The 16,926-nt window shown below is 67.9% G+C and carries 15 protein-coding genes and 4 pseudogenes; 9 read left to right on the top strand and 10 right to left on the bottom strand.

Translation table 11 applies throughout. The features are described from left to right. The first annotated feature begins 57 nt into the window (after positions 1-57). Positions 58-4,323 carry an LAGLIDADG family homing endonuclease gene (locus DJ82_RS13995; RefSeq protein WP_094582110.1) on the top strand — a complete coding sequence of 1,422 codons (4,266 nt, stop codon included), beginning with the start codon at positions 58-60 and terminating at the stop codon, positions 4,321-4,323. Positions 4,324-4,414: 91 nt separating this feature from the next. Next, entirely contained in the window at positions 4,415-4,750 is a 336-nt protein-coding gene (locus DJ82_RS14710; protein WP_143420606.1) for a hypothetical protein, read from the top strand. Between the two features lie 4 nt (positions 4,751-4,754). On the opposite strand, the gene DJ82_RS14850 is transcribed toward DJ82_RS14710, so the two are convergent. From DJ82_RS14850 to DJ82_RS13975, 5 genes and pseudogenes are all read right to left on the bottom strand, one after another. Further along, complete coding sequence (locus DJ82_RS14850; RefSeq protein WP_158217318.1) at positions 4,755-4,892, bottom strand: hypothetical protein; 138 nt, start codon at positions 4,890-4,892, stop codon at positions 4,755-4,757. 122 nt (positions 4,893-5,014) lie between these two features. Further along, positions 5,015-5,488: pseudogene (locus tag DJ82_RS13985) on the bottom strand (hypothetical protein). Positions 5,489-5,602: 114 nt separating this feature from the next. Continuing rightward, positions 5,603-5,755, bottom strand: coding sequence for a hypothetical protein (locus DJ82_RS15055; RefSeq protein WP_170938261.1), 153 nt, complete (start codon positions 5,753-5,755; stop codon positions 5,603-5,605). A 115-nt stretch (positions 5,756-5,870) separates the two neighbouring features. Beyond that, positions 5,871-6,845 (bottom strand): aldo/keto reductase, encoded by a 975-nt coding sequence (locus tag DJ82_RS13980; protein ID WP_094582109.1) that lies wholly within the window; start codon positions 6,843-6,845, stop codon positions 5,871-5,873. Positions 6,846-6,909: 64 nt separating this feature from the next. Then, positions 6,910-7,107 carry a hypothetical protein gene (locus DJ82_RS13975; protein WP_094521984.1) on the bottom strand — a complete coding sequence of 66 codons (198 nt, stop codon included), beginning with the start codon at positions 7,105-7,107 and terminating at the stop codon, positions 6,910-6,912. Between the two features lie 101 nt (positions 7,108-7,208). On the opposite strand from DJ82_RS13975, the pseudogene DJ82_RS15415 reads away from it, so the two are divergent. After that, a pseudogene (locus DJ82_RS15415) lies at positions 7,209-7,835 on the top strand (cryptochrome/photolyase family protein); the annotation flags it as partial. Positions 7,836-8,223: 388 nt separating this feature from the next. Beyond that, complete coding sequence (locus tag DJ82_RS15410; protein WP_241881534.1) at positions 8,224-8,907, top strand: hypothetical protein; 684 nt, start codon at positions 8,224-8,226, stop codon at positions 8,905-8,907. Between the two features lie 35 nt (positions 8,908-8,942). Here DJ82_RS15410 and DJ82_RS13965 read toward each other — a convergent pair whose 3' ends face one another. Together DJ82_RS13965 and DJ82_RS13960 are read right to left on the bottom strand one after the other, a co-directional pair. After that, the gene (locus DJ82_RS13965; RefSeq protein WP_094557695.1) at positions 8,943-9,188 is read right to left on the bottom strand and encodes a hypothetical protein; all 246 of its coding nucleotides are present in this window, start codon (positions 9,186-9,188) and stop codon (positions 8,943-8,945) included. Positions 9,189-9,280: 92 nt separating this feature from the next. Next, a complete protein-coding gene (locus DJ82_RS13960; protein WP_094521981.1) occupies positions 9,281-9,460 on the bottom strand; it encodes a hypothetical protein in 180 nt (59 codons plus the stop codon). A gap of 92 nt (positions 9,461-9,552) precedes the next feature. Between DJ82_RS13960 and eif1A the strand changes: the two genes are divergently transcribed. Both eif1A and DJ82_RS13950 read left to right on the top strand, forming a co-directional pair. Next, positions 9,553-9,843 (top strand): translation initiation factor eIF-1A, encoded by a 291-nt coding sequence (gene eif1A, locus DJ82_RS13955; protein WP_094521980.1) that lies wholly within the window; start codon positions 9,553-9,555, stop codon positions 9,841-9,843. A gap of 148 nt (positions 9,844-9,991) precedes the next feature. Beyond that, a pseudogene (locus tag DJ82_RS13950) lies at positions 9,992-10,873 on the top strand (RimK family alpha-L-glutamate ligase). Positions 10,874-10,894: 21 nt separating this feature from the next. Here the strand turns inward: DJ82_RS13950 and DJ82_RS13945 are convergent. Next, a complete protein-coding gene (locus tag DJ82_RS13945; protein WP_094521978.1) occupies positions 10,895-11,272 on the bottom strand; it encodes an Hsp20/alpha crystallin family protein in 378 nt (125 codons plus the stop codon). Between the two features lie 207 nt (positions 11,273-11,479). On the opposite strand from DJ82_RS13945, the gene gap reads away from it, so the two are divergent. Then, positions 11,480-12,532 (top strand): type I glyceraldehyde-3-phosphate dehydrogenase, encoded by a 1,053-nt coding sequence (gap, locus tag DJ82_RS13940; RefSeq protein WP_094582108.1) that lies wholly within the window; start codon positions 11,480-11,482, stop codon positions 12,530-12,532. A 114-nt stretch (positions 12,533-12,646) separates the two neighbouring features. Then, a complete protein-coding gene (locus tag DJ82_RS13935) occupies positions 12,647-13,870 on the top strand; it encodes a phosphoglycerate kinase (protein ID WP_094582107.1) in 1,224 nt (407 codons plus the stop codon). 31 nt (positions 13,871-13,901) lie between these two features. Here DJ82_RS13935 and lrp read toward each other — a convergent pair whose 3' ends face one another. Next, positions 13,902-14,363: an HTH-type transcriptional regulator Lrp gene (lrp, locus tag DJ82_RS13930; protein ID WP_094521975.1), complete on the bottom strand. Its 462-nt coding sequence runs from the start codon at positions 14,361-14,363 to the stop codon at positions 13,902-13,904. 126 nt (positions 14,364-14,489) lie between these two features. On the opposite strand from lrp, the gene glnA reads away from it, so the two are divergent. After that, positions 14,490-15,857 carry a type I glutamate--ammonia ligase gene (gene glnA / locus DJ82_RS13925; RefSeq protein ID WP_094521974.1) on the top strand — a complete coding sequence of 456 codons (1,368 nt, stop codon included), beginning with the start codon at positions 14,490-14,492 and terminating at the stop codon, positions 15,855-15,857. Positions 15,858-15,895: 38 nt separating this feature from the next. Here glnA and DJ82_RS13920 read toward each other — a convergent pair. Next, positions 15,896-16,924, bottom strand: a pseudogene (locus DJ82_RS13920) (phosphatase PAP2 family protein). Between the last annotated feature and the right edge of the window lie 2 nt (positions 16,925-16,926).

Genomic DNA, 16,926 nt, shown 5'->3' with positions numbered 1-16,926 from the left:
TACGTAGACACGATATATGAGCCAGAACGCACGTCAACCGAGCGGGGTGGCCGTCGAATGAGCAACGACGGCGTCGCCGCCGACGAACTCGAACTGCCGATCAAACGAACAACGGGCGAGACGATGGAGGAGCGTCTCACCGCCAACGCCTATCACAACATCCTGCCCGCGCGCTACCTCCGGAAGAACGCGGACGGCGAGACGATCGAGAACCCCGAGGAGCTGTTCGACCGCGTCGCGCGCAACGTCGCGCTCGCGGAGGCCGTTTTCGAGGCCGAGAAGCAGGGCGTCGAGGTCACCGTCACGCCCGACCAGCTGAAGCCCGACCACCCCCGCCGGAACGAACTGGCGGAGGAGGTGTTCGGCGCCGGCACCACCGCCGAGGACGAGGCGGAGACGACGCTGACCGCGCACAACGTCAACAAGTTCGCGTACGACACCGTCGTTCCCGAGCTCCCCGAGAGCGTGCGCGACCACGTGGAGGCGACCGCGGACCGGTTCCGCGACGGGATGGAGCGGCTCTCATTTATGCCGAACTCGCCGACCCTGATGAACGCGGGCGACGAGCTCCAGCAGCTCTCGGCCTGCTTCGTCGACTCCCCCGACGACGACATCACCGACATCCACCAGACCGCCAAGGAGGCGGCCGAGGTGTTCCAGTCCGGCGGCGGCATGGGGTACGCGTTCTGGAAGCTCCGCCCCTACGGCGACTCCGTCGGCTCGACCGGCGGCATCGCCTCCGGCCCGATCACGTTCATGCGGACGTTCGACCAGATGTGCGAGACGATCGCGCAGGGCGGCGCGCGCCGCGGCGCTCAGATGGGCGTCATGCGCGTCTCGCACCCGGACGTCATCCAGTTCATCCACGCGAAGAACAAGGACGTCTCCCTGGCTCACTCGCTGCGGCTGAACGACCCCGACGACTTCACGCACAACTCCTTCGCGGACGCCTTGGAGGAGGCCCGCGAGCTGATCGACGAGGACGGAAAGGTGCCCGAACACCTCCGGAACGCGGTCGAGGGTCACCTGTCGAACTTCAACATCAGCGTCGGCGTCACCGACGACTTCATGGAGGCGCTGTACAACGACGAGGAGTTCACCTTCACCAACCCGCGCACCGAGGAACCCCACGTCGCGACGCCCGAGACGAAGGAGATCTACGACATGTTCGGTCTCGGCGAGCACGTCGAGGTCGGCGAAGTGCTGTCGATCCCGGCCCAGGAGCTGTGGGACGACATGATCGAGGGCGCCCACGAGAACGGCGAGCCGGGCGTCATCTACCTCGAGCGGGTGAACAAGGAGCACTCCTTCGACGTGGAGGAGCACCCGGACCACCGCATCCTCGCGACGAACCCCTGTGTCACCGGTGACACCTTGATCAGCACCGAAAACGGGCTCGTCGAAGCCGAGGAACTCTACGAACAGGGAGTCGCACGCGACGTCGTCGTCGATGGTCGCCTCAGCGAGGAGACGCTCAAAGAAGCGAGCAGCGTCTACAAGACCGGCGAGAAGGACGTTTATAAGCTCACGACCGAGGAGGGGTACGAACTCCGCCTCACTTCCCATCATCGGGTCATGACGGGTGACGGGTGGGTGGAAGCCGGCAACCTCGACGCCGGCGACACGGTCCACATCCAGAACCGGAAAGGCTCCTTCGGCCAGCACGGAACAGCGGCAGAGGGTCGCGTACTCGGCTGGATGGTCGGCGACGGCCATCTCAAGACCGGAGAGGAGCGCGCCGTCCTCAACTTCTACGACGAGGACGCAGAGATCTCGGAATCGTTCGCAGCCGACGTGAACGAAGTCGTTCGCGATCCCGTCGGTAACGCCGACTACGAGGTCGGCGTCAACGAGATCGCTAGAGGTGACGACTACCGCGGCGCGCAGGCCGTCGAGCAGCGGATCCGCTCGGCTCGACTGTACGAGTACGCCGAGGAAGCCGGCTTAGCCGATCAGAAGCATCAGGTGCCTGAGGCAGTGATGCGCGGGAGCGAGGAGATGGCACGCGGGTACCTCCGTGCGCTGTTCTCCGCTGACGGGGGCGTTCAGGGGAACGTCGAAAAGGGCGTCTCCGTCCGGCTCACGAGCACGAGCACCGACCTGTTAAAAGAAGTCCAGCAACTCCTGCTCAACTTCGGGATCTTCAGCAAGATCTACGAGGAGCGCCACGAGGAGGGCGTTCAGGAGATGCCCGACGGAAACGGCGGAACTGCGGAATACGAGCGACAGGCCGACCACGATCTCGTCGTCTCGAAGGACAACCTCGTCCGCTTCGCGGAGGAGATCGGATTCCTTCTCGACTCGAAACAGGACGCACTCGACGAGCGTCTCGCGAACTACGACCGCGGACCGTACAGCGAGGGATTCGAAGCGACCGTTTCCGCAGTCGAGGACGACGGCCACGAGGCCGTCTACGACCTGACGGAGCCTGAGACGAGTTCGTTCGTCGCGAACGGTCTCGTGGTCCACAATTGCGGCGAGCAACCGTTGGAGGAGTACGAGGCCTGTAACCTCGGTCACATCAACCTCTCGACGCTCGCGGCGCAGGACGCGCCGGACTGGCGCGTCTGGTCCGAGGCGCACGCCGACGAGTACGAGTCGAAGGAGGCCGCCATGTCGGAGTTCTTACAGGAAGCCATCGACTTCGAGGAGTTCGACGAGCGGATCGACTACGGCACCCGCTTCCTCGAGAACGTCGTGACGATGTCGGACTTCCCGGTCGAGAAGATCGAGCAGAAGGTCCGCGACATGCGGAAGATCGGGCTCGGAGTGATGGGGCTCGCTCAGCTGTACATCCAGCTCGGGATTCAGTACGGCACCGAAGAGGGCAACGAGGTCGCCCGCCAGCTGATGACCCACATCAACCACGCGTCGAAGCAGACCTCCCACGAGCTCGCCGAGGAGCGCGGCGTGTTCAACGACTGGGACGAGTCGAAGTACGCGAACCCCACCGAGCACCGCGACTGGTTCGAGCACTACACCGGCCTCGACGCCGACGAGTGGGCGGACGGCTTCCCGATCCGCAACCACAACACGACGACGATCGCGCCCACGGGCACGACGTCGATGATCGGGAACACCACCGGCGGCTGCGAGCCGATCTACAACGTCGCCTACTACAAGAACGTCTCCGACGACGTCCAAGGCGACGAGATGCTCGTCGAGTTCGACGACTACTTCCTGCGCACCTTAGAGGAGAACGACGTCGACGTCGACGCCGTCAAGCAGGAGGCTCAAGAGCAGATGGCGACCAACGAGTTCGACGGCGTTGACGGGTTAGAGACGGTTCCGGACGCGATCGGCGAGCTGTTCGTCGTCACCGGCGACCTCTCGGGCAAACAGCACGCGGCGGTCCAGTGCGCCTGCCAGGAGGGCGTCGACTCCGCCATCTCGAAGACGTGTAACTTCCCGAACGACGCCACCGCCGAGGAGATGGAAGAGGTGTACCGCTACATCTACGACCACGGCGGGAAGGGCGTCACCGTCTACCGCGACGGCACCCGCTCGAAGCAGGTGCTCACGACGCGCGCGAAGAACACGGAGTTCGCCGACGAGAGCGAGGCGGCCGAGGCGATCGTCGAGCAGATCGGCGAGGTGTTCGGCGGCGTCGAGGCGTTCCTCGAGAACGAGGACGTGCAGGCGGCGATCGACACGGAGATCGCGGACCTGCTGGAGGCCAGCGAGCAGCCGCAGATCGACTACAGCGAGCGCAGCCCGCGTCCCGACTCCCTGAACGGCGTCACCCAGCGCGTCGAGACGGGGTACGGGAAGCTGTACGTCACCATCAACGAGGACCAGAACGGTCGGCCGTTCGAGCTGTTCGCGAACATCGGCCACTCCGGCGGCTACACCAACTCCTTCACCGAGGCGCTCGCGAAGGTCATCTCGACGGCGCTCCGCTCGGGCGTGGACCCCGACGAGATCGTCGACGAGCTACAGGGCACCCGGAGCCCGAAGGTCGCCTGGGACAAGGGCGAGCAGATCCAGTCGATCCCGGACGCCATCGGCACCGCGCTCCGGCGCTACCTCGACGACGAGATCGACAAGGGGATCCCGCAACAGCAGAGCCTCGACGACGTCGAGCGCGACCTGGCGAGCGAGCCGACGAGCCAGACCGACGGCGGCGCGGTCGACGCCGGCGCGGCGACCGACGCCCCGAACGTGAACGGGACGGCCGAGGACGACGCGGCCGACGCCGACGACGCGATGCAGGAGCTGATCGCGGCGGGCGAGTCGCCCGAGTGTCCCGACTGCGGCGGGATGAACCTCTACTACTCCGAGGGCTGCAAGACGTGCGAGTCGTGCGGCTGGTCGGAGTGCTGAGGTAAGAACGCGCCTCTCCCAATTTTATATGACGAACCGGTCAACTCCCGACCATCGGCATGATAGCCCTGACGTGGAGTACCAAACTCCCATGGAGCACGGCCTCTCGCGGATAAATCTGGAAATGGGCGTTTCGGACGGGAAGGTTGACTGGTTCGTCGTTCAACTCGAACAGAACGTCGGTCAGCGATACGGAAAACGCGACTGGCGACAGGTCACGCGGTCCGATCATCACCCCGACTCAGCGTGGGGGCACGACGTTGAGGCCGAGCGACTTCATCTCGATTTATATCGAGATGGGCAGAAAGTGGACGTTCAGCGGGGATTCCCGCCGGTGAGCGCCGAGAACGCACCAGCGTACTGTGAGCGTTTTTTCGAAAAAAGTGCAGGGAATCTCCTTGAGAGATACGGTCCGCGAAGCGAGTAGCCGCCTACCGTTCCGCTTCCGGAACCGATTCGAGCTCGTCGAGCTCCGGAACCGGCTTGTCGTCAGCAGAGAACTTTTCCACGGGGTCACCGGTCTCTTCGGCTAAAACGGTATCCGCGGATTTTGTCTCGTGGGCAGGCATGAGTCTCGTGTACGGACGCTGTATGCCTCGGATAAATAGCTTGTTACCGCGTTTATACGAACGAAGGTGAATACGAGAAGCTATCGGGAGCAAATAGAAGCCGGAAAGAGTGCTGGTCCGCGTCAGTCGTCGTCGAGCGCCTGCGCGATGCGCTGGAGCTGACGGGTGGCGTCGCGGACCTCGTCGCGGAGCTGGCGGACCTCGCGCACGAGCTCCTCGTTGCCGACCTGGTCGCCGCCCTCCTCGCCGCGGGCGCCCGGACCGCCGGGACCGCCCGCCCATCCGGCGGGCCGCCGGCGCCGCCCGGGACCGCCGCCGCCGCGCCATCCATGCCGGACATCTCTGCGCGAAGGGGTTGCCGCCGCCACGCCCGCCGCCGCCCATCCCCGGCGGGCCGCCCCGCCCATCATCTCCTCGGGATCGGGCCGGTCGCCCTCCTCGCGCTCCTGCTCGCGGCGCTCGCGGATCTCCTCGACCCGCTCGCGGAAGGACTTCTCCTCGGCGTCGTCGCCGCCCGCGTCTCCGCCCTGATTTTCGGTGGCGTTGCCACCCTGTTCCTCGCCGGCGTCGGCGTCGTTGGTCTCGTCGTCTGCCATGAGTCTCGATTCGGTAGCCCGGCCGAAAAGGGTTGTTGCTCCGGCTCTCGACGGTGCGTTTATGTCGAGGTAACCGATCGCGGCGCCCGCTCCCCGGTCGCCCTCCCCCGGACGTCAGGCTCGGATCAGCCGGTGGCAGTTCGGACACTCGGTCGTCTCCGCGTCGCGGCCGACGGCCGGGACGCGGGCGCCGCAGTTCGGACACCGCGTCCGACTGCGCGCGTACTCGGTGCTCGACGGGACTGGAGACCGGTCGCTATCGCTCATACGACCGTGTCAACGATTATCATACTAATGAGTTGCCACTATATACCTAAAACGTCACAGAGGGATTAACACGGAGTCACGAGGCCGTTTTCGGTCGTCGGCTCGCCTCGGCCGATCAGTCGTGTCCGGAGACCCGGATGGGCTCGTACGGCTCCTCCAGCCACTCGACGTCCGACCCGGAGAGGTCGATGTCGAGGGCCTCGACCGCGTCTTCCAGGTGTTCGACGCTGGTCGTTCCGACGATGGGAGTGTCGACCCACTCCTTGCGGAACAGCCACGCCAGCGCGATCTGCGCCATCTTCACCCCCTTCTCGTCGGCGAGCTCCGCGACGCGCTCGTTGACCGACGGACCGCCGCCCTCGCGGTAGGGGTGCTCGTAGAGGTGCTCTTCCGTCTCTCCGCGGAGCGTGGCGTCGACCGACTCGTGCGGTCGGGTGAGGTAGCCGCGCGCGAGCGGGCTCCACGGCATCACGCCGATCCCCTCCTTCTCGCAGAGTGGCAGCATCTCGCGCTCCTCCTCGCGGTACGCGAGGTTGTAGTGGTTCTGCATCGTCGCGAAGCGTTCGTACCCCTCGCGGTCGCTCGCATGTAACGCCTCGGCGAACTGGTGGGCCCACATCGAGGAGGCGCCGATGTACCGCACGTCGCCGCGCCGGACGGCGTCGTCGAGCGCCGCCAGCGTCTCCTCGATCGGCGTGTCGTCGTCCCAGCGGTGGATCTGATAGAGGTCGATCGTGTCCATCCCGAGCCGGTCGAGGCTGTGCTGTAGCTCCTGTTCGATCGCCTTCCGCGAGAGCCCGCCCGAGTTCGGGTTCGACTCGTCCATCTGGAAGTACCCCTTCGTCGCGACGACCGTCTCCTCGCGGTGGCCCTCCAGCGCCTCGCCGAGGACGCGCTCCGACTCGCCGTTCGAGTACATGTTGGCGGTGTCGAAGAAGGTCACCCCGAGTTCGATGGCGCGTTCGACGATCGCTTTCCCCTCCTCCTCGTCGAGGACCCACTCGCGCCAGTCCGGGTCGCCGAAGCTCATGCAGCCGAGACAGATCTTCGACACGGTCGTGCCGGTGTCGCCGAGCGTGGTGTACTCCATACGGCGACCAGACAGACGCGGAGTAAAAAGGTATCCGCGCGGGTGAGATCGCCGCGGGGGCGATCTACTCGTTGCGGAACGACGCGGTGTACACGAGGAACGCGCCCGTCAGGATCACGAACGCCAGAAACGTCACGAGCGCGAGCACGTTCGCGACCGGGGCGAGAGTGTCGAGGAACGGCTGTCCGGTCGAGTCGAGAACGAGCACGGCGAGGAGGGCGGCGATCAGACCGAGGAGCCAGTTTGTGAGTATTTCGTCCACGGCTCTCCCCTCGTCGAGGGCGAGTAAAAAGGAGGGTGTTGTGGCTCGGCCCCGACCGTCCGGCCCACAGACCTACGTCGACCGCGCCCGTGAGGTAGTTCATGGGCGACCGACCGATTCAGTGGCTGCTCGGCGACCAGCTCAACCCGGAGCTCGACGCGCTCAACGACGCCGACGAGGTGCTGTTGATCGAGGCGCACGGCTTCGCCGATCGGAAGCCGTACCACACCCACAAGCTGACGCTCGTCTTCTCCGCGATGCGCCACTTCCGTGACGAGCTCCGCGAGCGCGGTCACGACGTGACGTACCTACGGGCGGAGTCGTTCGGCGAGGGACTCGACGAGTTCCTGGCCGATCGGTCCGATCCCGATATCCGGCTGATGCGCCCCGCGAGCCACGGCGCGGGCGAGCGCCTCCGCGGGCTCGTCGCCGAGCGAGGCGGGTCGTTGGAACTGCTCGACAACGAGCTGTTCTGGACGACGCCGAGCGACTGGCGCGAGTGGGCCACCGGACCGGAGGGAGGGTGGGAGGACGGGTCCCTGCTCGCCGACGACGGGACCGCCGAGCGCACGTACCGACAGGAGAGCTGGTACCGCCACGTCCGCCGCGAGACGGGCGTGCTGATGGACGGCGACGAGCCGGTCGGCGGCGAATGGAACTACGACGACCTGAACCAAGAGACGCCGCCGGACGACTGGGAGCCGCCGGAGCGGCCGCGGTTCGAGCCCGACGAGCTCACCCGCGAGACGCACGCGTGGGTCCGCGACCGGTTCGACACGTGGGGCGAGGAGGCGCTGGACGGGTTCGCGTGGCCGGTCACCCGGGAAGAGGCCCGGGCGGCCCTCGACGCGTTCGTTCGGGAGCGGCTGCCGTCGTTCGGGCGGTACGAGGACGCGATGGTGACGGGCGAGCCGTTCCTCTCCCACTCCCTGCTCTCGGTGCCGATCAACCTCGGGCTCCTCGACCCGCGCGAACCGGTCCGGGCGGTGGAGGCCGCCTACGAGCGGCGCGGGGTCGAACCCGGAGAGTACGACCCCGACGACGACCCCGCGGCGGGCGGCGGCTCGGGGACGACGCTCGACGCGTTCGCCGCGGGGGGCGAGGGACGCGCCGGCGGTGCGGGGAGCGAGGGGCGACGCCCGACGCCCGGTCCCGCTCAACGCGGCCGAGGGGTTCGTCAGGCAGGTGATCGGCTGGCGGGAGTTCATGCGGCACGTCTACCGCGAGGCGATGCCGGAGCTGGCGGCGGCGAACCAGTTGGACCAGACCCGGGAGCTCCCGCCGGCGTACTGGGACGGCGACACCGACATGACCTGCCTGTCGGAGGCCGTCGGCCACGTCCGCGAGCACGGGTACGCCCACCACATCGAGCGGCTGATGCTGCTCTCGAACTTCGCGCTGATCTACGGGGCCGACCCCGCCGAGCTGAACGAGTGGTTCCACCTCGGCTTCGTCGACGCGTACCACTGGGTGACGACGCCGAACGTCGTCGCGATGGGGTCGTTCGGCACCGACGTGCTCTCCTCGAAGCCGTACGCCTCCTCGGGGAGCTACGTGAACCGGATGAGCGACCACTGCGCGTCGTGTCCGTACGCCGTCTCCCGGACGACGGGCGAGGGCGCGTGTCCGTTCAACGCCCTCTACTGGGACTTCCTGAAGGAGAACGAGGAGACGCTCCGCGGGACGGGGCGGATGGGACTGATGTACTCGCACGTCGACGGCAAGGACGACGAGGAGTGGGCCGCGATCCGCGAGCGGGCGGCCGCGGTCCGAGAGCTGGCGGCGAACGGAGAGCTGTAGGCGGAGCGGGAGGTCGCCGCGACGTCGCGTCGGCGCTACTCGCCGCCGGCGAGCCGCTGCAGCCGGGGGAGCGCCTGTTCGTAGCCGAGTCCGACGACGCCGACGTACAGCGCGAGCAGCCCCATCCCGATCGCCCACGCGGCGAGCACGAGGTCGCCGCCGGAGGCCGCCGAGAGTCCGAACCGTTCGAGGACGACGCCGATCGCCGAGGCCGCGCCGGCCCCGACGACGACCGCGATGAGCTCAGCCAGTTCGACCGCGACCGCGGGCAGTTCGACCATACCGGCCCGCGGTGGCCACAGAATATCATTCTTTCGGGAGCGTCGCGAGGCGGCGGCGACCCGAGACGCGGGCGCCGATCGCCTGACTGCGGTCACTTGAGTCCGAACATTCGCATCGCCGAGTCGGCGACGCCCTTCGCGATCAGTCCGAGCCCCGCCAACAGGAGGGCGATCCCGCCGCCGACGACGGGGTCGTAGGCGGTCAACAGCCCGACCGAGAGGAGGACGAGGAGGACGCCGACGATACCGGTGGATCCGAGCGTGTCGCGCATACCCGCCGATCGCCGCCGCCGGCGTTTAAAAAGGGCGCTTCCGCGAGGAGAGCGGCCCTTTTATTTCCGGGAGCGCGTATCACCGCGTACGCATGAGCAACGGAGACGGCGACGGTCGAAACGACCTCCGGATGCCCGACGAGGACGAGGTGTTCGCGGAGGTCGTCGAGATGCTCGGCGCGAACCGGGTCCGGGTCCGCTGTGCGGACGGGAAAGAGCGGACCGCGCGTATTCCCGGGCGGATGCAGAAGCGCGTCTGGATCCGCGAGGACGACATCGTCCTCGTCGAGCCGTGGGACTGGCAAGACGAGAAGGGCGACATCGCGTGGCGCTACGAGAAGAGCGAGGCGGAGCAGCTCCGCGAGGAAGGCCACCTGCAGTAGCGCGAGCGCGGGTCAACCGCGAAGCGAGCCGTCGGCCGCGTAACTGCGGCGCCGGCCGCGGAGCCGTCGGCACCGGCGCGCCGCGGCGGCGACGAGCGACCGGCGCCCGCCGCACGGTTCTTAAGTCCGAACGGCCCCGAGCGAGCGTATGCTCCGGCTCGCGATGACGACCGACGCGGAGACGTTCGACCGGGTGCGGGAGCCGCTCGCGGACCGCGGCGTCGCCGTCGAACACGTGCAGGCGAAAGAGCGGTCGCTCCGCGTCGCGGGCGGGGCCGATGACGGGGAGTTCGACGGCTTCGACGTCGGCTTCGTCTACCCCTCGCGGCTGATGGAGGGGGCCGTGGTCGACGCGCGGCTGTCGGTGCCGTGGGTGAACGGCCGGGACGCCGTCCTCGCCTCGCGGAACAAGGCGGGCGCGCTCGCCGCGCTCGACGACGCGGGGCTCCCGACGCCGCGGACGACGCTGGTGTCGAACCCCGTCGACGAGGCGGTCGTCACGGAGGCCGTGTCGTCGTTCTCGTACCCCGTCGTCGTCAAGCCGAACTCCGCGACCCGGGGCGTCGGCGTCGCGACCGCCGGCGACCTCGACTCCCTGTTGGGGGTCGTCGACTACCTGAACCTCGTCCACGACTACCGCGCGACCGGCGACAAGTCCTACCTGATCCAGGAGTTCCTCCCCGACGCCCGCGACTACCGGGCGATGGTGGTCGACGGCGCCTAAGCCGGCGCGGTGCGGCGGGAGCTCCCCGCGGACGCCAGAGAGCGGGGCCGGTGGAAGCACAACGTCCACCGCGGAGCCGAGGCGACCGGGGTCGACCTCCCCGAGCGCGCCCGGGAGCTGGCCGAACGGACCGCCGACGTCCTCGGGATCGACTACCTCGGCGTCGACCTGCTCGAGACCGACGACCGGCTCGTCGTCAACGAGACGAACGCGCGCCCGACGGTGGACGCGGCGACGAAGTACGAGCCCGGCTTCTACGACCGGCTCGCGGGGCTCGTCAAGCGGACGGCGGCGGGAGAGAACTGACCGGGAGACCGCGGCGACCCGCTATTCGAGGTCGATCGACGCGGAGTCGTCGTCGCGGTCGAACGTGACCTCGAGGACGCCGTTGTTGAACGTCGCGTTCGCCGAGTGCTCGTCGACGGGGACCGGGAGGTCGACGGTCTCGTCGTACTCCCGCCGGTCCGAAGCCGCCGAGATGGTGAGCGCCTCGCCGTCGCACTGCAGTGAGAGCTCCTCCTTCGAGACGGCCGGGAGGTCGGCGACGAGCCGCACACCGTCGTCGGTGGCGTACGCGTCGACGTGCGTCGCCGATCCGAAGCCGGCGTCCTCGGTGCCCGGTTCGCCGCCCGCCATCTCGTTCATCATCCGTTCGATCTCCTCGAAGAAGTCTCCGAACGGATCGTCACGGTCGTCTCTATCCATATCTCATGTGAAGGCGGTGACCCCGATAAGCCTTCTGTCGGCCGCCGTATTGGCCGGCACGGACCGGCGCCGCGCGCGGGCCGACCCGGCGTCAGCGGCCGGAATCGAGACTGGGGATCGACACCGTACGTAACGAAATCGAACGATAGTGACTATCTCAGGCCGACTCGGTCGGATTTAAGTATCTGCGGCTCGGCTTTTTCGGATATGAGTAAATCATATCTCACTGCGGCCGAAGACGTGAGCGATGACGAGGTCGTGCGAGTCGGACTCAACGGGTTCGGTCGCATCGGGCGGAACGTGTTCCGCGCGGTGCTGGAGTCGCCGCGGATCGAGCTCGCCGGCGTCAACGACGTGATGGACTTCGACGACATGGCGTACCTCGCGAAGTACGACACCGTCATGGGCCGGCTCGACGGCGTCGAACGCGAGGGCGACTCGCTGACCATCGGCGGCACCTCGGTCCCGCTGTACAACGTGCAGGACCCCGCGGACCTCCCGTGGGACGAGCTCGACGTCGACGTCGCCTTAGAGTGCACGGGCGTCTTCCGGACGCGCGAGGACGCGAGCGCGCACCTCGACGGCGGCGCGGACACCGTGATCATCTCGGCGCCGCCGAAGGGCGAGAAGCCGGTCAAACAGCTCGTCTACGGCGTCAACCACGACGAGTACGACGGGGACGACGTGATATCGAACGCCTCCTGTACGACGAACTCCATCACGCCGGTCGCGAAGGTGCTCGACGCGGAGTTCGGCATCGACGCCGGCACCCTCACCACCGTCCACGCGTACACCGGCTCGCAGGCCCTCATCGACGGCCCGAAGGCGAAGACGCGCCGCGGGCGCGCGACCGCCGAGAACATCGTGCCGACCTCGACGGGCGCGGCCGGCGCGGCGCAGCAGGTCCTCCCGCAGTTGGAGGGGAAGATCGACGGGATGGCGATGCGCGTCCCGGTCGCGAGCGGCTCGATCACCGAGTTCGTCGTCAGCCTCGACGAGACCGTCACCGCGGAGGAGGTCAACGCGGCCTTCCGCGACGCCGCCGACTCCGGCCCGCTCGCGGGCGTGCTGGGCTACACCGACGACGAGGTCGTCTCCAGCGACATCGTCGGGCTCCCGTTCTCCAGCTACGTCGACCTCGGGTCGACGAACGTCATCGCCGGCGGGAAGCTCCTGAAGATCCTCACCTGGTACGACAACGAGTACGGCTTCTCGAACCGGATGCTCGACATGGCCGCGTACGTCCGCGACGAGGCGTAAGCGGCAAACGTCCCGCCTCTCTCCAAAGACGCCGCGCGTACCACGGAATAGCCCCGGCGGCGACGTTGCCCCGAAGGACCACCGCTTAAATATCTCATCGACGACCGTTCACCCATGCCCGCCTTCGACACCATCGACGACCTCCCGGCAGACTCGCGCGTCCTCGTTCGGCTCGACCTCAACTCGCCGATCGAGGACGGAGAACCGCAGGACAACCGCCGCTTCGGGCGCCACGCGGAGACGGTCCGCGAACTCGCCGAGGCGGGCCACCGCGTCGTCTGTATGGCCCACCAGGGGCGCCCCGGCCGCGACGACTTCACGTCGCTGTCGGGCCACGCCGCGATCCTCGCCGAGCACGTCGGCCGCGACGTCGCCTTCGTCGCGGACACGTACGGGGAGACGGCGCTGGACGCGATCGATGATCTCGACGCGGGCGAGGCCCTCCTGCTGGAGAACACCCGGATGTGCGACGACGAACTCCCCGAAGAATCGCCCGAGGAGAAGGCCGAGACCGAGTTCGTTCGGACGCTCGCGCCGCGCTTCGACGCGTACGTCAACGACGCGTACTCCGCGGCGCATCGGTTGCACGCCTCGCTGGTCGGCTTCCCGCTCGCGCTCCCCGCGTACGCCGGGCGGGTGATGGAGACGGAGTACGAGGCCAACACCGCCATCGCGACCCGCGGGTTCGACGGGCCGGTGACGATGGTCGTCGGCGGGACGAAGGCGACCGACGTGATCGGCGTGATGGACGCCTTAGACGACCGCGTCGACCGGTTCCTCCTCGGCGGCGTCGCCGGCGAGCTCTTCTTGCGCGCCGCGGGCCACCCGGTCGGGCGCGACGTGGGAGGGATGGACCTCTTCGACGAGCAGTGGGAGGGGAACCGCGAGCTGATCGAGTCGGTGCTCGACGAGCGCGGCGACGCGATCCACCTCGCGACGGACCTCGCGTACGAGGGGCCGGACGGCGACCGCGCGGAGGTCGCCGTCGACGAGATCGACGAGAAGACCGCGGGGTACCTCGACGTGGGGTCGGAGACGGTCGCGGCCTACGAGCCGCTCATCCGCGAGTCCGGCGCGGTGTTCGTGAAGGGGGCGCTCGGCGTCTTCGAGGACGAGCGGTTCGCCGACGGCACCGTGGGCGTGCTCGAAGCCATCGCCGAGACCGACTGCTTCTCCGTCGTCGGCGGCGGGGACACGTCGCGCGCCATCGAGATGTACGGCCTGAACGAGGCCGACTTCTCGCACGTCTCCATCGCGGGCGGGGCGTACATCCGCGCGCTGACGGGCGAGCCGCTGCCGGCCGTGGAGGTCCTGGAGGCGGCGGCCGAGCGGCAGTAGGGCGGGCCGGGGTTCCGCCCTCGCGGTCGAACTACTCCTCGTTGAGGTCGAGGTCGAACTGCTCGTTCTCCGTCACCGCGTTGAGCACGACGCTCGTGTTCGACTCGCGGATGTCGGCGTCGGTGAGGATCGACTTGATCTGGTCGTTCATCCCGTCCGTGTCGGTGAACTTGCCGATGGCGATCACGTCGTAGTCGCCCGTGACCTCGTAGACGCTCACCATCTGTTTCTCCTGGCGGAGCTTCTCCGTGACGTCGGGGAGCGCGCTTCCTTCGACCTTCAGCTGGAGCACGGCGGTCACGTCGTAGCCGAGTTTGTCGTAGTCGACGATGGGTGTGTACCCCCGGATCACGCCCTCGTCTTCGAGATCTCGGAGGTGGTTCGAGACGGTCGTCACTGACACGTCGAGCTCGTCTCCGAGGCTCCGGAGGCTCGCGCGGCCGTTGCTGAGAAGGGAGTTGACGAGTTTGGCGTCGAGGTTTTCGTACGTCATCACACCTAACCATGCGTTCGGGGGTTTATAATTTTACGAACGTCCAGCAGTATTGCCGGACTGGCGGTTCATGCACCAAGCGATAAGGCCTTTATACTGGCAGATAACTAACGAAGCGTCCAGAACATGACGGACGAACACGCGAAACCAGACGGCGGCCTCACGGCCGAAGAACAGGCGGTACTCGACGAGATCGATGAGAAAAACGTCGACTTCCTGCGGCTCCAGTTCACCGACATCCTCGGGGTCGTGAAGAACGTCTCCGTGCCGGCCCACCAAGCGGAGAAGGCGTTCACCGAGGGGATCTACTTCGACGGCTCCTCGATCGAGGGGTTCGTTCGGATCCAGGAGTCGGACATGCGGCTCGTTCCCGACCCCGACACGTTCGCGGTACTCCCGTGGCGGCGCGACGAGAACGGCTCCGCCGCCGCCCGGCTCATCTGCGACATCGTCGACACCGACGGCGAGCCGTTCGTCGGCGGCCCGCGTCAGGTGCTGAAGAGCGTCCTCGCCGAGGCCGAGGAGATGGGGTACTCCGTCTCCATCGGTCCCGAGCCGGAGTTCTTCCTGTTCGAGAAGGACGACGACGGCAACGCGACGACGATCCCCCACGACAACGGCGGCTACTTCGACCTCGCGCCGAAGGACCTCGCGTCCGACGTGCGCAAGGAGATCATCTTCACGTTAGAGGAGATGGGCTTCGAGATCGAGGCCTCCCACCACGAGGTCGCCGAGGGCCAACACGAGATCAACTTCAAGTACGCCGACGCGCTCACGACCGCGGACAACATCGCGACGTTCCGCGCCGTCGTCCGCGCGGTCGCCGAGCAGCACGACCTCCACGCGACGTTCATGCCCAAGCCGATCGCCGATATCAACGGCTCGGGGATGCACAGCCACATCTCGCTGTTCGACGAGGACGGCAACGCCTTCGCCGACGACGACGACGAGTTCAACCTGAGCGAGACCGCCTACCAGTTCATGGGCGGTATCCTGAACCACGCGAAGGCGTTCACGGCCGTGACGAACCCGACCGTGAACTCCTACAAGCGCCTGGTGCCCGGCTACGAGGCGCCGATCTACGTCGCCTGGTCCGACACGAACCGCTCGGCGCTCGTCCGCGTCCCGGACGCGGCGGGCGTCTCCGCGCGCTTCGAGGTCCGCAGCCCCGACCCGTCCTGTAACCCCTACCTCGGGATGGCGTCGCTCATCGCCGCCGGGCTCGACGGGATCAAGACCGACGCGGACCCGGGCGACCCGGTCCGCGAGGACATCTACGAGTTCGACGACGAGAAGCGTCAGGAGTACGGCATCGATACGCTGCCGCCGAACCTCGGCTCCGCCGTCGAGGAGCTGGAGACGGACGAGGTGCTCCAGGAGGCGCTCGGCCCGCACACCTCCGAGAAGTTCGCCGAGGCGAAGTCTCAGGAGTTCAGCGAGTACCTCACCCAAGTGTCGCAGTGGGAGGAGGACCGGTACCTCGAGACGTTCTGAGATAGCCGGCGTCCGCCGCTTCGGATCTCCGTTCTCTTTCAGTTGTTCTCGTTCGACCAGTCGCTCGCGTTACGGTCCGGCCGGACCGCGCCGAGTCGCGCCCCCAGCGCCGGGACGGCGACGACGGCGACGACCGCCGCGGTCGTCGCGGCCAGCGTGACGACGAGCGAGTCGGCGAGCGCGTACGCGCCGACCCAGAGCGCGCCGGTGACGGCGAGCGCCGGGACCGCGATCCGGACCGGAACCGCCGGCTTCGTCCCCGTCTGACGAGCGCCAGCCCGCCGCGCCCCCGATCCGGTAGCGAGCCGATGCCCGCCTCGACGGCCTCCCCGCTCCGGCGTTTCCCGTCGCCGAGCTCGACCCGAACCCGCCGCGAGCCGAAAACGACCGCAGGCCCAAACAGGAACGCCGGGGTGGTCTAAGCTCGGCGAGTCCGGCTCGCGACTCACCGAGGACCGCAACTCGCCGCGCGAAGCCGACAGGTCACCGGCGAGCCACAGCGCGACGGCGACGACGACCGCGCCGAGGAGGAGGCCGGCGAGCACGTCGACGAGGTAGTGTACTTCGATTACCACCCGGGAGGCGGCGACGGCGACGGCGATGGCAACGGCCGCGAGCAGGCGCCTCCCGTCGGTCGACGCGCGGTCGTACACCAGCGCCAGCGCGAGGTACGCCGCCGCGCCGCCGGTGGCGTGGCCGCTCGGGAAGCCGAAGCCGTCGGAGAGCACCTGCGCCTCGTACCACCCGACGAGCAGGCCGGGGAGCCACGTCGGCACGTCGGCCGGTCCCATCGCGCCCGGGGGTCGGGGGACAGCGAACCACGCCTTGCCGAGTGCGACGGCGGCGTACGCACAGGTGACCGCGGCGATGGCGGTCGCGCCGGCGCGGCGCGGCGAGGCCGCGAGCCGATCGCCCGCGAACCAGTAGCCGACCGCCAACAGCCCGAAGAGGAACCACGGGTCCGCGAGGTGGGTGACGGCCGCGAAGACGACGACGACTATCTCGGGGAGCGCGTCGACGAGGGCGGCCTCGCCGAGCCCGCGCTCCGCGGAGACGAGTCCGGTCATGG

The organism is Halorubrum sp. Ib24 (assembly GCF_002252745.1).
Classification (GTDB): domain Archaea; phylum Halobacteriota; class Halobacteria; order Halobacteriales; family Haloferacaceae; genus Halorubrum.
The sequence above is the reverse complement of the archived record's forward strand: the minus strand, read 5'-3'. Positions and strand labels throughout refer to the sequence as shown.

Bases quoted from the DNA above. Each gene is read 5' to 3' on its own strand.
- DJ82_RS13980 (WP_094582109.1), bottom strand. From the start codon at position 6,845: ATGGAGTACACCACGCTCGGCGACACCGGCACGACCGTGTCGAAGATC.
- gap (WP_094582108.1), top strand. From the start codon at position 11,480: ATGAGTAAATCATATCTCACTGCGGCCGAAGACGTGAGCGATGACGAG.
- DJ82_RS13945 (WP_094521978.1), bottom strand. From the start codon at position 11,272: ATGGATAGAGACGACCGTGACGATCCGTTCGGAGACTTCTTCGAGGAG.
- eif1A (WP_094521980.1), top strand. From the start codon at position 9,553: ATGAGCAACGGAGACGGCGACGGTCGAAACGACCTCCGGATGCCCGAC.
- glnA (WP_094521974.1), top strand. From the start codon at position 14,490: ATGACGGACGAACACGCGAAACCAGACGGCGGCCTCACGGCCGAAGAA.
- DJ82_RS14710 (WP_143420606.1), top strand. From the start codon at position 4,415: ATGGAGCACGGCCTCTCGCGGATAAATCTGGAAATGGGCGTTTCGGAC.
- DJ82_RS15055 (WP_170938261.1), bottom strand. From the start codon at position 5,755: ATGAGCGATAGCGACCGGTCTCCAGTCCCGTCGAGCACCGAGTACGCG.
- DJ82_RS13995 (WP_094582110.1), top strand. From the start codon at position 58: ATGAGCAACGACGGCGTCGCCGCCGACGAACTCGAACTGCCGATCAAA.
- DJ82_RS13960 (WP_094521981.1), bottom strand. From the start codon at position 9,460: ATGCGCGACACGCTCGGATCCACCGGTATCGTCGGCGTCCTCCTCGTC.
- DJ82_RS13935 (WP_094582107.1), top strand. From the start codon at position 12,647: ATGCCCGCCTTCGACACCATCGACGACCTCCCGGCAGACTCGCGCGTC.
- DJ82_RS13965 (WP_094557695.1), bottom strand. From the start codon at position 9,188: ATGGTCGAACTGCCCGCGGTCGCGGTCGAACTGGCTGAGCTCATCGCG.
- DJ82_RS14850 (WP_158217318.1), bottom strand. From the start codon at position 4,892: ATGCCTGCCCACGAGACAAAATCCGCGGATACCGTTTTAGCCGAAGAG.
- lrp (WP_094521975.1), bottom strand. From the start codon at position 14,363: ATGACGTACGAAAACCTCGACGCCAAACTCGTCAACTCCCTTCTCAGC.